Source organism: Methylocapsa acidiphila B2 (assembly GCF_000427445.1).
GTDB lineage: Bacteria > Pseudomonadota > Alphaproteobacteria > Rhizobiales > Beijerinckiaceae > Methylocapsa > Methylocapsa acidiphila.
The window spans coordinates 1,359,436-1,373,084 of record NZ_KE386496.1; the positions used below are offsets into that span (position 1 = coordinate 1,359,436).

The 13,649-nt window shown below is 59.9% G+C and carries 16 protein-coding genes; 1 reads left to right on the forward strand and 15 read right to left on the reverse strand.

Translation table 11 applies throughout. The features are described from left to right. Positions 1-33 precede the first annotated feature (33 nt). The 7 genes from flgG to METAC_RS0108330 all read right to left on the reverse strand — a co-directional run bounded on the left by flgG (position 34) and on the right by METAC_RS0108330 (position 3,574). Positions 34-822, reverse strand: coding sequence for a flagellar basal-body rod protein FlgG (flgG, locus tag METAC_RS0108300; protein WP_026606663.1), 789 nt, complete (start codon positions 820-822; stop codon positions 34-36). 10 nt (positions 823-832) lie between these two features. Next, positions 833-1,162, reverse strand: a complete 330-nt coding sequence (fliE, locus tag METAC_RS0108305; protein WP_026606664.1) for a flagellar hook-basal body complex protein FliE — start codon at positions 1,160-1,162, stop codon at positions 833-835. Further along, on the reverse strand, positions 1,159-1,581 hold the full coding sequence (gene flgC / locus METAC_RS0108310) for a flagellar basal body rod protein FlgC (RefSeq protein WP_026606665.1): 423 nt from the start codon (positions 1,579-1,581) through the stop codon (positions 1,159-1,161). The genes fliE and flgC overlap by 4 nt, the downstream gene beginning before the upstream one ends. A 3-nt stretch (positions 1,582-1,584) precedes the next feature. Further along, positions 1,585-1,965 carry a flagellar basal body rod protein FlgB gene (gene flgB, locus METAC_RS0108315; protein ID WP_026606666.1) on the reverse strand — a complete coding sequence of 127 codons (381 nt, stop codon included), beginning with the start codon at positions 1,963-1,965 and terminating at the stop codon, positions 1,585-1,587. A 362-nt stretch (positions 1,966-2,327) separates the two neighbouring features. Continuing rightward, on the reverse strand, positions 2,328-2,516 hold the full coding sequence (locus tag METAC_RS0108320; RefSeq protein ID WP_036255400.1) for a hypothetical protein: 189 nt from the start codon (positions 2,514-2,516) through the stop codon (positions 2,328-2,330). A 211-nt stretch (positions 2,517-2,727) separates the two neighbouring features. Next, positions 2,728-3,042, reverse strand: coding sequence for a VanZ family protein (locus tag METAC_RS22880; protein ID WP_156898146.1), 315 nt, complete (start codon positions 3,040-3,042; stop codon positions 2,728-2,730). Positions 3,043-3,337: 295 nt separating this feature from the next. Next, positions 3,338-3,574, reverse strand: a complete 237-nt coding sequence (locus METAC_RS0108330; RefSeq protein ID WP_156898147.1) for a hypothetical protein — start codon at positions 3,572-3,574, stop codon at positions 3,338-3,340. A 303-nt stretch (positions 3,575-3,877) separates the two neighbouring features. Between METAC_RS0108330 and METAC_RS22885 the strand changes: the two genes are divergently transcribed. Continuing rightward, positions 3,878-4,366 (forward strand): gamma-glutamylcyclotransferase family protein, encoded by a 489-nt coding sequence (locus METAC_RS22885; protein ID WP_051335467.1) that lies wholly within the window; start codon positions 3,878-3,880, stop codon positions 4,364-4,366. Positions 4,367-4,544: 178 nt separating this feature from the next. On the opposite strand, the gene mce is transcribed toward METAC_RS22885, so the two are convergent. The 8 genes from mce to METAC_RS0108375 form a co-directional block, all read right to left on the reverse strand. Beyond that, entirely contained in the window at positions 4,545-4,949 is a 405-nt protein-coding gene (mce, locus tag METAC_RS0108340) for a methylmalonyl-CoA epimerase (RefSeq protein WP_026606669.1), read from the reverse strand. A 25-nt stretch (positions 4,950-4,974) separates the two neighbouring features. Then, positions 4,975-6,645, reverse strand: a complete 1,671-nt coding sequence (locus tag METAC_RS0108345; protein ID WP_026606670.1) for a ribonuclease J — start codon at positions 6,643-6,645, stop codon at positions 4,975-4,977. 95 nt (positions 6,646-6,740) lie between these two features. Beyond that, a complete protein-coding gene (locus METAC_RS22890) occupies positions 6,741-7,589 on the reverse strand; it encodes a biotin--[acetyl-CoA-carboxylase] ligase (RefSeq protein WP_051335808.1) in 849 nt (282 codons plus the stop codon). A 25-nt stretch (positions 7,590-7,614) separates the two neighbouring features. Next, entirely contained in the window at positions 7,615-9,048 is a 1,434-nt protein-coding gene (gene nuoN / locus METAC_RS0108355; protein WP_026606671.1) for an NADH-quinone oxidoreductase subunit NuoN, read from the reverse strand. Positions 9,049-9,060: 12 nt separating this feature from the next. Continuing rightward, positions 9,061-10,572, reverse strand: coding sequence for an NADH-quinone oxidoreductase subunit M (locus METAC_RS0108360; RefSeq protein WP_026606672.1), 1,512 nt, complete (start codon positions 10,570-10,572; stop codon positions 9,061-9,063). After that, complete coding sequence (gene nuoL / locus METAC_RS0108365) at positions 10,572-12,644, reverse strand: NADH-quinone oxidoreductase subunit L (RefSeq protein ID WP_026606673.1); 2,073 nt, start codon at positions 12,642-12,644, stop codon at positions 10,572-10,574. Before nuoL ends, METAC_RS0108360 begins: the two co-directional genes overlap by 1 nt. Before the next feature lie 7 nt (positions 12,645-12,651). After that, entirely contained in the window at positions 12,652-12,960 is a 309-nt protein-coding gene (gene nuoK, locus METAC_RS0108370; protein WP_026606674.1) for an NADH-quinone oxidoreductase subunit NuoK, read from the reverse strand. Between the two features lie 37 nt (positions 12,961-12,997). After that, on the reverse strand, positions 12,998-13,606 hold the full coding sequence (locus METAC_RS0108375) for an NADH-quinone oxidoreductase subunit J (RefSeq protein WP_026606675.1): 609 nt from the start codon (positions 13,604-13,606) through the stop codon (positions 12,998-13,000). Positions 13,607-13,649 lie beyond the last annotated feature (43 nt).

A 13,649-nucleotide genomic window follows, 5' to 3' on the forward strand; every position in this document is an offset into this window, starting at 1 on the left:
CCGTCGCATCGAGCCTGCACTCGTCATATCTCGTCAACCTAGGTTCTTTGAGACGGTCGCAGCCATGTCGGACGCGGCCTGAATGACTTTGGAATTCATTTCATAGGCGCGTTGGGCCGAAATGAGATCGGTGATCTCCTTAACCGGATCGACATTGGAGCTTTCCAGGTAGCCCTGGCTTACAGTCGCGAAGCCCGGATCGCCTGGAACGCCGACAACGGGCGCCCCGGACGCGTCGGTCTGCCGGTAGAGGTTATTCCCCAGCGGCGTCAAACCAGCCTCATTGGCGAAATTAGCCAATGACAATTGACCGATTTGCTGCGTCGTAGTTTGGCCGCTGAGGGTCACTCCGACTTGACCTGATTGGCTGATCGTGACGTCCACCGCATTCGTCGGAATGATCATTGTAGGGCTTACGACATATCCGTCGGCCGTGACAATTTGACCGGTTCCATTTGTGTTGAAGGCTCCGGCGCGCGTATAGACAGTTTCGCCATTCGCATCGGTGACTTGGAACCAGCCACGCCCGTTCAGGGCGACGTCGAGCTTATTTCCTGTATTGGCCAAGGCTCCTTGAATATGGAGATTGCGAATTGCTGCGGTCCTGACGCCGAGCCCAAGCTGCGCGCCCTCTGGAATGGTGTTATTTTGGCCGCGATTCGATACGCCCTGGAGACGCTCCGCCTGATACAGCAGATCGGTAAACTCCGCGCGCGCGCGCTTGAACGCCGTTGTGTTGATGTTCGCGATGTTATTTGCGATGACCTGGACATTTAAATCCTGGGCGGCCATTCCCGTCGCAGCGATTGAGAGCGCTTTCATTTGAAAATTCCTATATCGACATCTGCGCAAGCGATTGGTACGCCGCAACCACTTTGTCCCGGATTGCAAGCGCTGTCCGAAGCGACTGGTCGGCGTTCATGACGGACTCGACGACCTGTTGAATTGAGGCCTTGCCTTTAAGGCCGTCGATTGACGTCGCCTCTCCGTTCTTGAGGGCGTTAATCGCAGACGTCGAAACATCAGCGAGGACCTCGCCGAATCCTGCGCCGACAGTCGTCGGCGCAACAGTCAGGCCGCTAGCCTGTTGGATGAATTGTGAAGAATCCACCGCGCTCGATGCGCCAACTGTCGAGTCCAGAAGAGAAACCGCTCCAATCATGATGATGTCCTCAAAAGATCAATGGTCATTGAACACAATTCGCGGGCTTGCTTAATGACCTGTAGATTTGCTTCATAGGATCTGTTCGCTTCCCTCATATCCGCCATTTCCATCATGATGTTCACATTCGGCAATTTGACGAACCCGTTCGCATCGGCGGCGGGATTGCCGGGGTCATGCTCGATTCGGAAAGGCGCGCGGTCAGCGCCGATGCTCTTGACCGCGACTAGGTCGACGCCGGACGCGCGGTCGAGCTCGCTCGCGAAGGTCACTGTCTTACGCACGTAAGGCTTTGCGCCTGGAGTTGATCCCGTCGATTGCGCGTTGGCCAGATTTTCTGAGACAATTCTGACGCGCGTGGATTGCGCCGCGAGCCCGGCGCCGGCGATTCTAATTGATGCTTGTAGAGGATCGATCATCGACTAGACCTTCACGCTCGCCATCAACATTTGATTGAAGGCCTTGACGATGCTCATGTTCAAGGAATAGTTCCGATTGACGTCGGCGGCTTTGATCATCTCTTGCTCCAGGCTCACCGAATTGCCCGAGTGCGTGACTTCCCACGCGTCGCTTTCCTTGTTCGCGATCACATCTGGAGCAAGAGCGTCGACGCCTAGATGCGCAGAATGTGTAGCGGACATTCGCAGCGCCGAGTTATTCAGCACCTCATCAAACGGCGCCACGTCGCGGCCCACATAGCCAGGCGTATTCGCGTTGGATACATTTTCCGCGATGGTGACTTGCCGCGCAGACAGCCAACGCGCTTGTTGGGACGCGAGACTTAATAGATAAATCGAGTCCACGCTGAAGTCCTATTCTGCTTTCGGCAATATTTGATATAGGAATATGACCTTGCCCAGGCCTTGCCACCCAGGGTCTGTCATCGCCGAAAGCGGCTTGGGCTGGCTGCATATTTGATTTCAGGAGGTCACCACGGCGATCGGCTGTCGATCTCAGATGAGAGCGGACGTCGGTTCGGGGGCTCGCGGCGATGCAGCCAAGCGCAAATGCGAGCGAGAGCGTCGCGCAGGGGCTTGGCTCCATCGCACGCGATGAACGCGAGATCCTGGCAACCCATCTGACGAACGGAACGGCCGCTGCGCCTATGCAACCGGCGGACGCCGTCGGACGAATTGGGGTCCCCCGCTCGAATGGAATTGTGCGATTAGGACAATAGAGCGCCAGGGACATGAAGCGGAGGCGGCGCCACCGAATAGAGAGCCGTCAACAAAACGACGCCGATCGAGACCGCGATGATCAGCCACCCGAACGCCTCGGTGCATTCGTCGAGAAACTCAAAGATCGGGGGGACGTATTGCTCTGAACTGTCTTTCGCCTGAGGAAGGGTCTGCATTTTTTCGCCTCCTTCTCCATGGGCTCGCTTCAAACGCTGCGCCAAGGGCTCGAATGCCCGACGTCCAACCGCAAGAGAGGGAACTAAAGAGCGTAAACTCCCGCGTCGCAAAAGCGAGTGTATTAGCGGCACATTGTGCATTTAGGTCATTGGCCGCCGTCGGCAAGCGGCTCGGCGCAAGTTTGGCGGCGCTAGCGCCGCAGGGATGCTCTTAGCTGCTGCTGCTTTGAAAAGCGCGCCCTGCGAGAGCTCCGACTGCAAAATCGAAGGTCAAGCCAGCGATGCTCGCGAGCGAATCGGTCAGCGCAGGGGAGCGTCCCGGCGCAAAGTTTTGCAGGAGTTCAAAAATTGCGCTGCCAGCGGCAAGACCACACCACAAGATCAGGCGCTCGCGGGGTGTTACATATCCGAAGAATAAAAGCGCACCCGTCAAGGCATAAGCGAGCGCATGCTCCATCTTTCCTGGTAAATTCGTATGCGGCCTCAGCGATCCCGGCAAGAGCGACAAAATGGTGATCGCAAGCACTCCGAGCCAGCCCAAGATCACGGCCGCGCATTGAACGAAGGGGCGAAAATCCTTCACCTTGGGACCCATCTAGCTTGCCCCTCGACTCGCGCGGAAACCTGATGTTGGTTTCCGCGCGCCATCCGCGGAAAAGGAGCGCATCCCCTGAGAACCGCCGCTCGAGGTCTCTAGCCGAAAGGTCTGGCGAAGGTCACCCCACAAAAGCGCCGCGGCGAGAGGCGACTCCTCACGCGCTCATTCAATTGAGCAATCGCTTTGGAAGCAGCTGAAACGACGACGCGGTCGGCCCGGAGGGTCACCCCCAGAGATCGGCGCCGGCGAGACCCACAGTCAAGCCCTGCCTTTTGGCGATTTCGAGCTTGACATTAGTCCAATGGCGCGTCGACCGATCTTCCCCATCCAGGCATCGACTGCAAACACGGTCCCGCGCTTCGAAATAGGCGCGGTCGTTGAATGTTGCGATCAGCCGATCGGCGTCGGCGAGGATAGCCGCCCTGGAGGCTGAATAGTGCCGGATCAACCCAGAAAGCATTTGCGCCTTCAAATCAATTAATGCGTGTACAACCTAAGGTGCCAGACGGCGCCGCAAAAATCAACCGAATAGGTGCAAATTACCCGATTCAATTGAATTTTATTCACAATGATATTTTTTCAACCGAAGCCTGAACCAATTGACAACGGAGCGTTAACAACGCAGAAGGCGATTCGTTCCGCCTCACAATCGACCTGGTACGGTCCTCTACGGAGCCTGGATCTCGGTCGGAACCACCGGGGCGACTGCCAAAAACGAGGTTGTGCCTGATAAGCCGCAAGCCTTTCGGAGACGCCTGCCGTCATGCCGCTCTATTTCGCTTATGGATCGAATATGGACGCGGCCGCGATGCGCGGGCGCTGTCCAAAAGCACGAGCGATCGGACGCGCGCGGCTGGCCGGACACCGCTTCTTCATTATGGCAGAGGGGTTCGCCTCGGTCAGATGCGATCGCAACGCCGAGGTTCACGGGATTCTTTACGAACTCGCTTTGTCCGATATAGGTCCGCTCGACCGATATGAAGAAATTGCGCGCGGGCTCTATCACAAGATCAGCCAGCCGGTCTTGCGCGTCGGCGGCGGATCTGTCCGCGCGCTGGTCTATGTGGGACGCAACAGCCGCGAAGGACGGCCATCGCCCAGCTATATGGAATCCATTATCGGCGCCGCCAATGCCTGGGCCTTGCCGCGCGCCTATATTTCATTTCTTGAATCTTTGGCAGGGCTCCGCTCTGACGCCAGCGACGAAAAACTGGACCAAGCCCGGCGATTGGATCATCGAGCCCATAGCTGACGTGGAGCAAGCTGTTCCCACCGCGGCTAATTTCAGGCAGGGGAACGAGCCCGTCTTGCCGGAAAAAACTTCCGTCAATGGCGGAAGACACGGAACGCTGGCCAAATCGGCAAGGGGCCGTTCGCATTACGTCAAGGGCGTTGAACGACAGGCTCCGGCCTTCGAATAAGTCCGAACTTCACTTCTCCTCGAGCTCGATCAAGGTTCCAGCGAAATCCCGCGGCTCGAGAAACAGGACCGGCTTGCCATGCGCCCCGATTTTCGGCGTTCCGTCCCCGAGAACGCGCGCGCCGTGGCGCCTTAAGCGTTCCCGAGCGGCGAGAATGTCCTCGACCTCGTAACAGAGATGATGGATCGCGCCTGCGGGGTTTTTCGCGACGAAATTGGCGATCGGCGAGCCTTCGCCGAAAGGCTCGAGAAGCTCGACCCTCGTGTTCGAAAGCTCGACGAATGCCATCGTCACGCCGTGTTCAGGCAAAGTTTCAGGAGCGCCGACCCTGGCCCCCAGCGCATCGCGATAAATCGCGCATGCGGCGGCGAGATCCGGCACCGCAATCGCGACATGGTTCAGCCGTCCGATCACGCGCGCCCTCGTCTTGCGCTCCCGGTCACACCTCGACCACCAAAACATGCACCGCCGGCCGCTTGCCCCAAGCCGAGGCGACCGCGTTGCGCACCGCCTTTTCAATCGCTGACGAAACAATATCGGCGTCGCGGCGCTTTTGTCGAGGCAAATGGTCGAAGGTCTGGAAAAGCGCGTCGTCGACGACGGCGTCCATCGCGGCGCCGTCCCGCGTGCGCGCGGGCATTCCCGCCGTCATGACGTCCGGGACGCCAGCAAGATCCCCTTTTGCGTTGATCGCCAAGGCGATCGTCACAATGCCCGCGACCGCGAGTTTCTGGCGCGCCCGGACCGCCTCGTCTCCTACCGGCACGAGGCTATTGCCGTCCTTGCAAAGCCGCCCGCTCGGAACGGTCCCTATGACGCCAGGCTGACCGGGCGCGAGCAAGACAATATCGCCATTGCGCGCCTTGACGACTTTTTCGGCGCCGTGCTTTTCGGCGAAAGCCGCATGTTCCGTCAAATGGATCTCCTCGCCATGGGCGGGGATCGCGATTTTGGGCCTGGTCCACGCGTAGAGTTCCGCGACCTCGCCGCGGCGCGGATGACCCGAGGCGTGCACGAGCGCGGAACGATCCGTAACGACATCGACGCCGAGCCGGATGAGGCCGTTGATGATGCGGCCGACGTCTCTCTCATTGCCGGGAATCGTTCGGGACGAAAAAATAACCTTGTCGCCTGGGCTCAGCGTGACGACCGGATGCTCGCCTTCTGAAATCCGGGCCATCGCCGCGCGGCTCTCTCCCTGGCTGCCCGTGGCGAGCACGACGACCTGGTCGCGCGGCAAATGGGGGAAAGCGTCGACGGAGTAGAAGTCCGGCACGCCCTCAAGATATCCGCATTCGCGCGCGACCGCGACGACCCGCTCCATCGCCCGTCCGACGAGCACGACATTGCGCCCGGCCGCCATCGCGGCCTCCGCGACGGCCCGGATGCGCGCGACATTGGACGCGAAGGTCGTGACGATCACGCGCCCAGACGCTTTTGCAACGATCTCGCGCAGGGCCCGTCCGACTTCGCCTTCCGAGGGGCTCACGCCTTCGCGCAAAATATTTGTCGAATCTGACACGAGAGCAAGAACGCCCTCGTCGCCGATCGCGCGTAGGCGCTCGGCGTCCGTAGGCTTGCCAAGACCCGGCTCGGAATCGATCTTCCAGTCGCCGGAATGGAGAATTATTCCGAGCGGAGTTCTAATCGCGAGCGCACAGCTCTCCGGGATTGAATGGGCGACAGCGACGAACTCGACGTCGAAGGGCTCGATCGCGATGTTTGCGCCTTGCGCGACGACGACGATCGGAACGTCCGGGGCGCCGTCCTCGCTGAGCCGCTTGGTCTGGAGAAGCTCAGCGGCGAAACGCGTGGCATAGAGCCGGCAGCCAAGCCGAGGCCAAAGGTCGACGACGGCGCCAATGTGATCCTCATGGGCATGCGTGATGACGAGGCCGACGAGATCCTGACGGATCTTTTCGACGAAAGCGATATCGGGGACGATGAGATCGATGCCGGAAAGCTCCGGGCCAGCGAAAGCCACGCCGCAATCGACCATGAGCCATTTTTTCGCGCCTTTTCGGCCGAAGCCGTAAAGGGCGAGGTTCATGCCGATCTCGCCCAGGCCTCCGAGCGGCGCGAAGACGAGTTCGGCGCTTCCCTCATCCATTTGTCAAAGACCTTTCCCAGAGCGCTTTCCGACAAATCGAGCTGTTTGTTCGATTGCAAAATCGCTCAAATTTCCAAAGCTCGAGCCTATTCCAATCAGCTAGGATCCATCTGATCGGAATAGGCTCCAGAAATCCGCCTCGGCGGCGCACATGACTGCCCCGCGGCGGCCGCGCTGTCCGATCGCGCCAGCGAAAAGACGTCGCCGGCGTCGACTGCGACGTCACCGGGCTCTTGCGCGACGATGAGCCGCCCTGAAGGATCGATCGTCTTGAAGACGCCCTCAATGGATTGATCCCGCCGCACCACCCTGATTTTTTCGCCAATCCCGAAGGCGAGAGACAGCCATTTGGCGCGCACCGTCTCAAAACCGTCGCCACAGGCCCAAAGATCGATCCATTTGGCCATCGCCGCAGAGAGATGTTCGAACACCAATTCGGCGCTGATCGGGCGGCTCGAGACTGCGGCAAGATTTGTCGCCTCATAGAGCGCAACGTCAGGATGCGCGCTGCAATTCACGCCGATCCCGGCGACGCAGGCGAAGCGCCCATCCGGCAGAGACGCTGCTTCCAAAAGAATTCCGGCAAGCTTCGCGCCATCATGCAGAATGTCATTCGGCCATTTGATGGCGAGCCTTTGATCGTCCAGAAGAAGGCCGCGCAAAGCAGATGCCAAGGCGACTCCCGCGACGAATCCTAGCTCCGGCGCCCTACGCGGCGGCGCTGGATCGATCAGCAGGAGGCTCGCATAAAGATTGCCCGGCGGCGACGACCAAACCCGGCCGTTGCGGCCCCTGCCCCCGCTCTGGGACTCGGCGACGACCCAAAGCCGCCCCGGATCCCCCGCCTTTGCGCGCGTCAACGCCTCGTCATTGGTCGAAACGAGCCGGCCATGGAGGGCGCAGCGGTAGCCGTTCTGGTGGGCCGATCCGGCGAGAGGCGACAGGGCGAGGACACCTTTGGAAGAAAGCTCAGAAGAGGGATTTCGCCGCCGCCGTCGTGACGCTGATGAAAAGCCCTGGATAAGCGAAGAAGAAAAGCATGAGAAGGCCGGTCGCGGCAAGCACGATCCGCAATGCAGGCGTTGGAGCGTCAAAAGCTGGCGCCGGCTGATCGAAATACATGACCTTGACGACGCGAAGATAGTAATAAGCCGCAACCGCGCTCGACAGGACGCCGATGACCGCCAGTGCGTAAAGATGAGCCTGAATCGCGGCGTTGAACACATACCATTTGGCGAAGAAGCCAGCGAGCGGCGGGATGCCAGCGAGCGAGAACATCATCACAGCGAGGAAAAAGGCCATCACGCCATCGGTCTGCGCAAGGCCGGAAAGGTCGCTGATCTTTTCGACCGCTTGGCCGCCGACGCGCATCGAGAGGATGGCGGCGAAGGTTCCGAGCGTCATGACGAGATAGATCGCCATATAGATCATCACCGCGGCCACGCCGGCTTCCGTCGCCGCGGCGAGCCCGACTAGGGCGAAGCCGATATGGCCGATCGCCGAATAGGCCATGAGGCGCTTGATATTGGTCTGGCCGATCGCTGCAAAGGCCCCGAGCGCCATGGACAAGATCGAGATGAAGACGATGATCTGACGCCATTGCGTCGAGACGCCTGGGAAAGCGGTCATGATCACGCGGACGGTGACGGCGACCGCGGCCATTTTGGCGGCGGAAGCGAAAAAGGCCGTGACCGGGGTCGGCGCGCCTTCATAGACGTCGGGCGTCCACATATGGAACGGCACCGCCGACATTTTGAAGGCGAGGCCGGTCATCAGGAATACGAGGCCGAAGATAACGCCGAGCGACGCCTTGCCATTGATTGCTTCGGCTATGCCGGCGAAGGAGACCGTTCCCGCAAAGCCATAGAGAAGCGAGGCGCCGTAAAGGAGCATGCCCGAGGACAGGGCCCCGAGAACAAAATATTTCAAGCCCGCCTCGGACGCCCTGAGGTCGTCGCGTTTGAAGGCGGCGACGACATAAAGCGGCAGAGACATGAGCTCGAGGCCGAGATAAAGGGCGATGAGGCTCGACGCCGAAATCAGCATGAGCATGCCGAGCGTGGCGAGAAGGATCAGGATCGGATATTCGAATTTGGCGATCTTCTCGCGAGCCAAAAACTCCTGCCCCATGACCAGGGTCACGAGCGATCCGCCGAGCGTCAGGATTTTCATGAAGCGGCCAAACCCGTCGTCGATGAAAGCCCCGTCGAAGACAACGGCGTCTGATTGTCTGCCGAGAAGAATGGCGAGGATCGCCAGACCGAGCACGCCGACCGCGATCTCGGTCGTCGGTCCGTCCGATTCCTTGCCGCGAAACGCGCCAAAAAGCACGAGCGCGAGCGCCCCGACGGCCAGAATGGCTTCCGGCAGGGAATGCGCGAGGGCGGGGAAAAGTGGCGCCATTCTAATCAGCCTTTAATGCAAAGCCAGAGCGGCGGTCTTGGTCGCGGCCAGCGCCTGGTCATAGCCTTTGATGAGCGCCTCGATCGAGACGACGGAACTATCGAGAATTGGCCCCGGGTGAAAGCCATAGTAGATCGTCAAGGCGACCAGCGGAGCGAGCAACGCGACTTCGCGACCCGATAGATCGAGAATTGCCGCCAGGGCCGGCTTGTCGAGCACGCCGAAGATAATCCGGCGATAAAGATAAAGCGCATAGGCCGCGGATAGGATGACGCCGGTCGTCGCGAAAAAGGCCACCCAACTATTGACCCGAAATGCGCCAAGCAGCGTGAGGAATTCGCCGACGAAGCCCGATGTGCCGGGCAAGCCGACATTAGCCATGGTGAAAATCATGAAGGCTGTCGCGTAGAGCGGCATGCGCGCGACGAGCCCGCCATAGGCCGCGATCTCGCGCGTGTGCATGCGGTCATAGACGACGCCGACGCAAAGGAACAAGGCGCCGGAGACGAGCCCGTGCGAGATCATCTGGAACACCGCCCCCTGCACGCCCTGCTCGGTCATGCTGAAAAGGCCCATGGTCACGAAGCCCATATGCGCCACGGACGAATAGGCGATGAGCTTCTTCATGTCCTCCTGCACGAGCGCGACGAGCGACGTGTAGATGATGGCGATGATCGACAGCGCAAAGACGAGCGGCGCGAAAAAGGACGAGGCGTCCGGGAACATCGGCAGCGAGAAGCGGATAAATCCGTAGCCGCCCATCTTGAGCAGGATGGCGGCCAGGATAACTGAGCCCGCCGTCGGCGCTTCGACATGGGCGTCAGGCAGCCAGGTGTGCACCGGCCACATCGGCATCTTGACCGCGAGCGAGGCGAAGAAAGCCAGCCACAGCCATTTCTGCATGGAGGCCGGGAAGCTCGTCTTTAGCAGCACCACGATATCGGTCGTCCCGGCCACGCCATACATGGCCATGATCGCCAAAAGCATGAGCAGCGAGCCGGCGAGCGTATAGAGGAAGAATTTGAAGCTCGCATAGACGCGCCGCGGGCCGCCCCAGATTCCGATGATAAGGAACATCGGAATAAGGCCGCCTTCGAAGAAAAGATAAAACAGCACCACATCCAGCGCGCAGAAGACGCCGACCATCAAGGTCTCGAGGACAAGGAAGGCGATCATATATTCCTTGACGCGATAGGTGATCGAGCGCCAGGACGCAGCGATCGCAAAAGGCATCAGGAAGGTGGTGAGAAGGACAAAGGGAAAGGAAAGGCCGTCGACGCCGAGCTTGTAGACGAGGCCAGAGCCAAACCACGCCTTCTCCTCGACGAATTGAAAGTCCGCCGAACCTGAATCGAATTTGGCGTAGAGATAAAGCGACAAGAGGAAAACGACCACCGTCGTCGCCAGCGCCGCCCAACGCGCATTGTTGATCGTCGCCTCGTCATCTCTCCGTAAGGAAAGGATGAAGGCGGCGCCGACGAGCGGCAGGAAGACAAGACAGGTCAGGACGCCGAAACCAAACATCAGCGCACTCCCCCGATGACGAACCACGTAATGACGGCGGCGACGCCGACAAGCATTGCGAAAGCATATTGGTAGATATAGCCGCTCTGGAGCTTCACGACCCTGCCAGTCATGTCGACCACACGCGCGGCCACGCCATCCGGTCCCAGCCGATCGATGATGGCGCCGTCTCCCTCTTTCCAGAAGATTCGCCCGAGCCGGAACGCCGGCCGCACGAAGAGGAAGTCATAGAGCTCATCGAAATACCATTTGTTGAGCAGGAATGCGTAGACCGCCGGCGCGAGTGCTGCGAGCCTCGCAGCCGTCCCCGGCGCAAGGATGTAGACGTAAAGCGCGGCCAGAAATCCGACAGCCATCAGGATTGTCGGGATTTGGGCGATAAAATGCGGAATTTCTTCGCGCTCCTCGAGGATATGATTGTCCGGACCGAGAAACAGCGCGCCCTTCCAGAATTCAGCCGCGCCCTCGCCGATGAATGCGTGCGCGAACACGCCGCCAGCAACCAGGGCGCCGATCGCAAGGACGAACAAGGGGATCAGCATCACGACCGGCGATTCATGCGGCCGCAACTCATGGCCGCCGTGGCCATGAGCGTCGTGCTGATGAGAGTCATGCTCATGAGCGTCATGGCCATGCGCATCAGCCGGCGCTGCATGGGAGCCTGCGGCGTGAAGGTCCGAAACCGGGCTATGATCGACGGCTGCATGCTCTGCCGCGCCGCCCCAGGCGGGCTTGCCAAAAAAGGTGAGAAAGACGAGACGCCACGAGTAGAAAGAGGTGAGCCCAGCCGCGATAGTCGTCATCAGGAAGCCGTAGAAGGCGCCCTTTTGATGGGAAGCGAAGGCGGCCTCGATGATGGCGTCCTTGGAGAAATAGCCCGCGGTATAGGGAAAGCCGGTGAGCGCCAGCGTCCCGATGGTCATCATCGCGAAGGTGAACGGAATCTTGCGCCAAAGCCCGCCCATATTGCGCATGTCCTGCTCGTGATGCATCGCCACGATCACCGAGCCTGCGCCGAGGAACAGAAGCGCCTTGAAGAAAGCGTGGGTAAAGAGATGGAAAATGCCGATCGAATAGCCGCCGACCCCGAGGGCGACGAACATATATCCGAGCTGAGAACAGGTCGAATAAGCGATGACCCGCTTGATGTCGTTTTGGACAAGGCCGATCGTGGCCGCGAAAAGAGCGGTCGTTCCGCCGATGATGGTGACGAAGGTCAAGGCCGCTGGCGCTTGCTCGAACAGCGGCGATAGCCTCGCGACCATGAAGACGCCGGCGGTGACCATGGTCGCGGCATGAATGAGGGCGGAAACTGGCGTCGGGCCCTCCATCGCGTCCGGAAGCCACGTGTGCAGCAGGAACTGGGCGGATTTGCCCATCGCGCCCATGAAAAGCAGAAGGCAGGTGATGGTCAGGGCGTCGAAATCGCCGCCGAACACATGCACCGTGGTATACGCGAGGCCAGGCGCCGCGGCGAATATCTGCTCGAAGCCAATCGAGCCGGTCAGGACGAAAACGAGGAAAATGCCTAGCGCGAAACCGAAGTCGCCGACGCGATTGACGACGAAAGCCTTGATCGCCGCCGCATTGGCCGACGGCTTTTCGTACCAGAATCCAATCAGGAGATAGGAGGCGAGGCCGACGCCTTCCCAGCCGAAGAACAGCTGGACGAGATTATCCGCCGTCACCAGAGTCAGCATGGCGAAGGTGAAAAGCGACAGATAGGAGAAGAAACGGGGCCGCGACGGATCGTCGTGCATATAGCCGATCGAGTAGAGATGCACGAGCGACGAAACCGTCGTGACGACGACCAGCATTACGGCGGTCAGGCTGTCGACCCGCAACGACCAATCGACTTTCACCGCTCCCGACGTGAACCAATTGGTCAATAGCGATACGCTGCCTTCGCCCGACCCGAGAGCGACATGGGCGAAGACGACCCAGGACAGCGCGGCCGAGACGAACAGCAGGCTCGTGGTGATGATTTCCGAAGGGCGGTTGCCGATCTTCCAGCCAAACGGCCCGGCGATCAGGAAACCCAGAAGCGGAAGGAAGACGATTGCCGCATACATGGCCGGCTCAACCCTTCATCATGTTGATGTCTTCGACCGCGATGGAGCCGCGGTTGCGATAATAGGTGACGAGAATGGCGAGCCCGATCGCCGCCTCGGCCGCGGCCACAGTCAGGATGAACAGCGCGAAAATCTGGCCAGTCAAATCGCCGAGAAAGGCAGAGAAAGCGACGAGGTTGATGTTGACCGAGAGCAGGATGAGCTCGACTGACATCAAGACCACGATGATGTTCTTGCGGTTCAAAATGATGCCGGCGACGCCGAGCGTGAATAGGATTGCCGCGACAATCAAAAATTGAACGAGCGAGACCGTCATTGTTCTCTCCTTGCGCCAGCGCGCCGCGGCGCCGACGTCAAACGCCCTGCCTCGAGGCGACCTTACGGATTTCAACGGCCTCGGCCGGGGTCCTTGCGTTTTGGACCTCGACATTCTGGCGTTTCACCCCGACCTTATGACGCAAGGTCAAGACAATCGCGCCGATCATGGCCGTCAGCAGAATGAGCCCCGACGCCTGGAACAGGTAGACATATTGCGTGTAGAGGACGCGGCCGAGCGCCAATGTGTTCGTCATTCCGGGAGGCGTCGGCGTCGTGACGCTCGCGATCGATCCCGGCCCGATCGACCAGGCCCCGAGGACCAGCACGAGTTCGGCGAGGACAATGCCCCCGATCGTCCCGCCAATCGGCAGATATTGCAGAAACCCTTGCTTGAACTCGGCGAAATCGACGTCAAGCATCATGACGACGAAGAGAAACAGCACCGCGACTGCGCCGACATAGACGACGACGAGGATCATCGCCAAAAATTCGGCGCCGAGCAGAAGAAACAATCCCGCCGCATTGAAGAAGGCGAGAATGAGAAAAAGCACCGAGTGAACCGGATTGCGCGACGAGATCACCATGAAGGCGGAGGCGATCATGACCGTCGAGAAGAGGTAGAAGAACAGCGTCGCGACATTCATGGCCTAACCCCGTCGGCGCCGCGTCGTGTCCGCGGCTGCATGA

What these genes read in the sequence shown, in the direction of transcription:
- flgG (WP_026606663.1), bottom strand. Translation starts at nt 822, where the DNA reads ATGAAAGCGCTCTCAATCGCTGCGACGGGAATGGCCGCCCAGGATTTA.
- fliE (WP_026606664.1), bottom strand. Translation starts at nt 1,162, where the DNA reads ATGATTGGAGCGGTTTCTCTTCTGGACTCGACAGTTGGCGCATCGAGC.
- flgC (WP_026606665.1), bottom strand. Translation starts at nt 1,581, where the DNA reads ATGATCGATCCTCTACAAGCATCAATTAGAATCGCCGGCGCCGGGCTC.
- METAC_RS0108320 (WP_036255400.1), bottom strand. Translation starts at nt 2,516, where the DNA reads ATGCAGACCCTTCCTCAGGCGAAAGACAGTTCAGAGCAATACGTCCCC.
- METAC_RS0108330 (WP_156898147.1), bottom strand. Translation starts at nt 3,574, where the DNA reads ATGCTTTCTGGGTTGATCCGGCACTATTCAGCCTCCAGGGCGGCTATC.
- METAC_RS22885 (WP_051335467.1), top strand. Translation starts at nt 3,878, where the DNA reads ATGCCGCTCTATTTCGCTTATGGATCGAATATGGACGCGGCCGCGATG.
- METAC_RS0108345 (WP_026606670.1), bottom strand. Translation starts at nt 6,645, where the DNA reads ATGGATGAGGGAAGCGCCGAACTCGTCTTCGCGCCGCTCGGAGGCCTG.
- nuoN (WP_026606671.1), bottom strand. Translation starts at nt 9,048, where the DNA reads ATGGCGCCACTTTTCCCCGCCCTCGCGCATTCCCTGCCGGAAGCCATT.
- METAC_RS0108360 (WP_026606672.1), bottom strand. Translation starts at nt 10,572, where the DNA reads ATGTTTGGTTTCGGCGTCCTGACCTGTCTTGTCTTCCTGCCGCTCGTC.
- nuoL (WP_026606673.1), bottom strand. Translation starts at nt 12,644, where the DNA reads ATGTATGCGGCAATCGTCTTCCTTCCGCTTCTGGGTTTCCTGATCGCC.
- nuoK (WP_026606674.1), bottom strand. Translation starts at nt 12,960, where the DNA reads ATGACGGTCTCGCTCGTTCAATTTTTGATTGTCGCGGCAATCCTATTC.
- METAC_RS0108375 (WP_026606675.1), bottom strand. Translation starts at nt 13,606, where the DNA reads ATGAATGTCGCGACGCTGTTCTTCTACCTCTTCTCGACGGTCATGATC.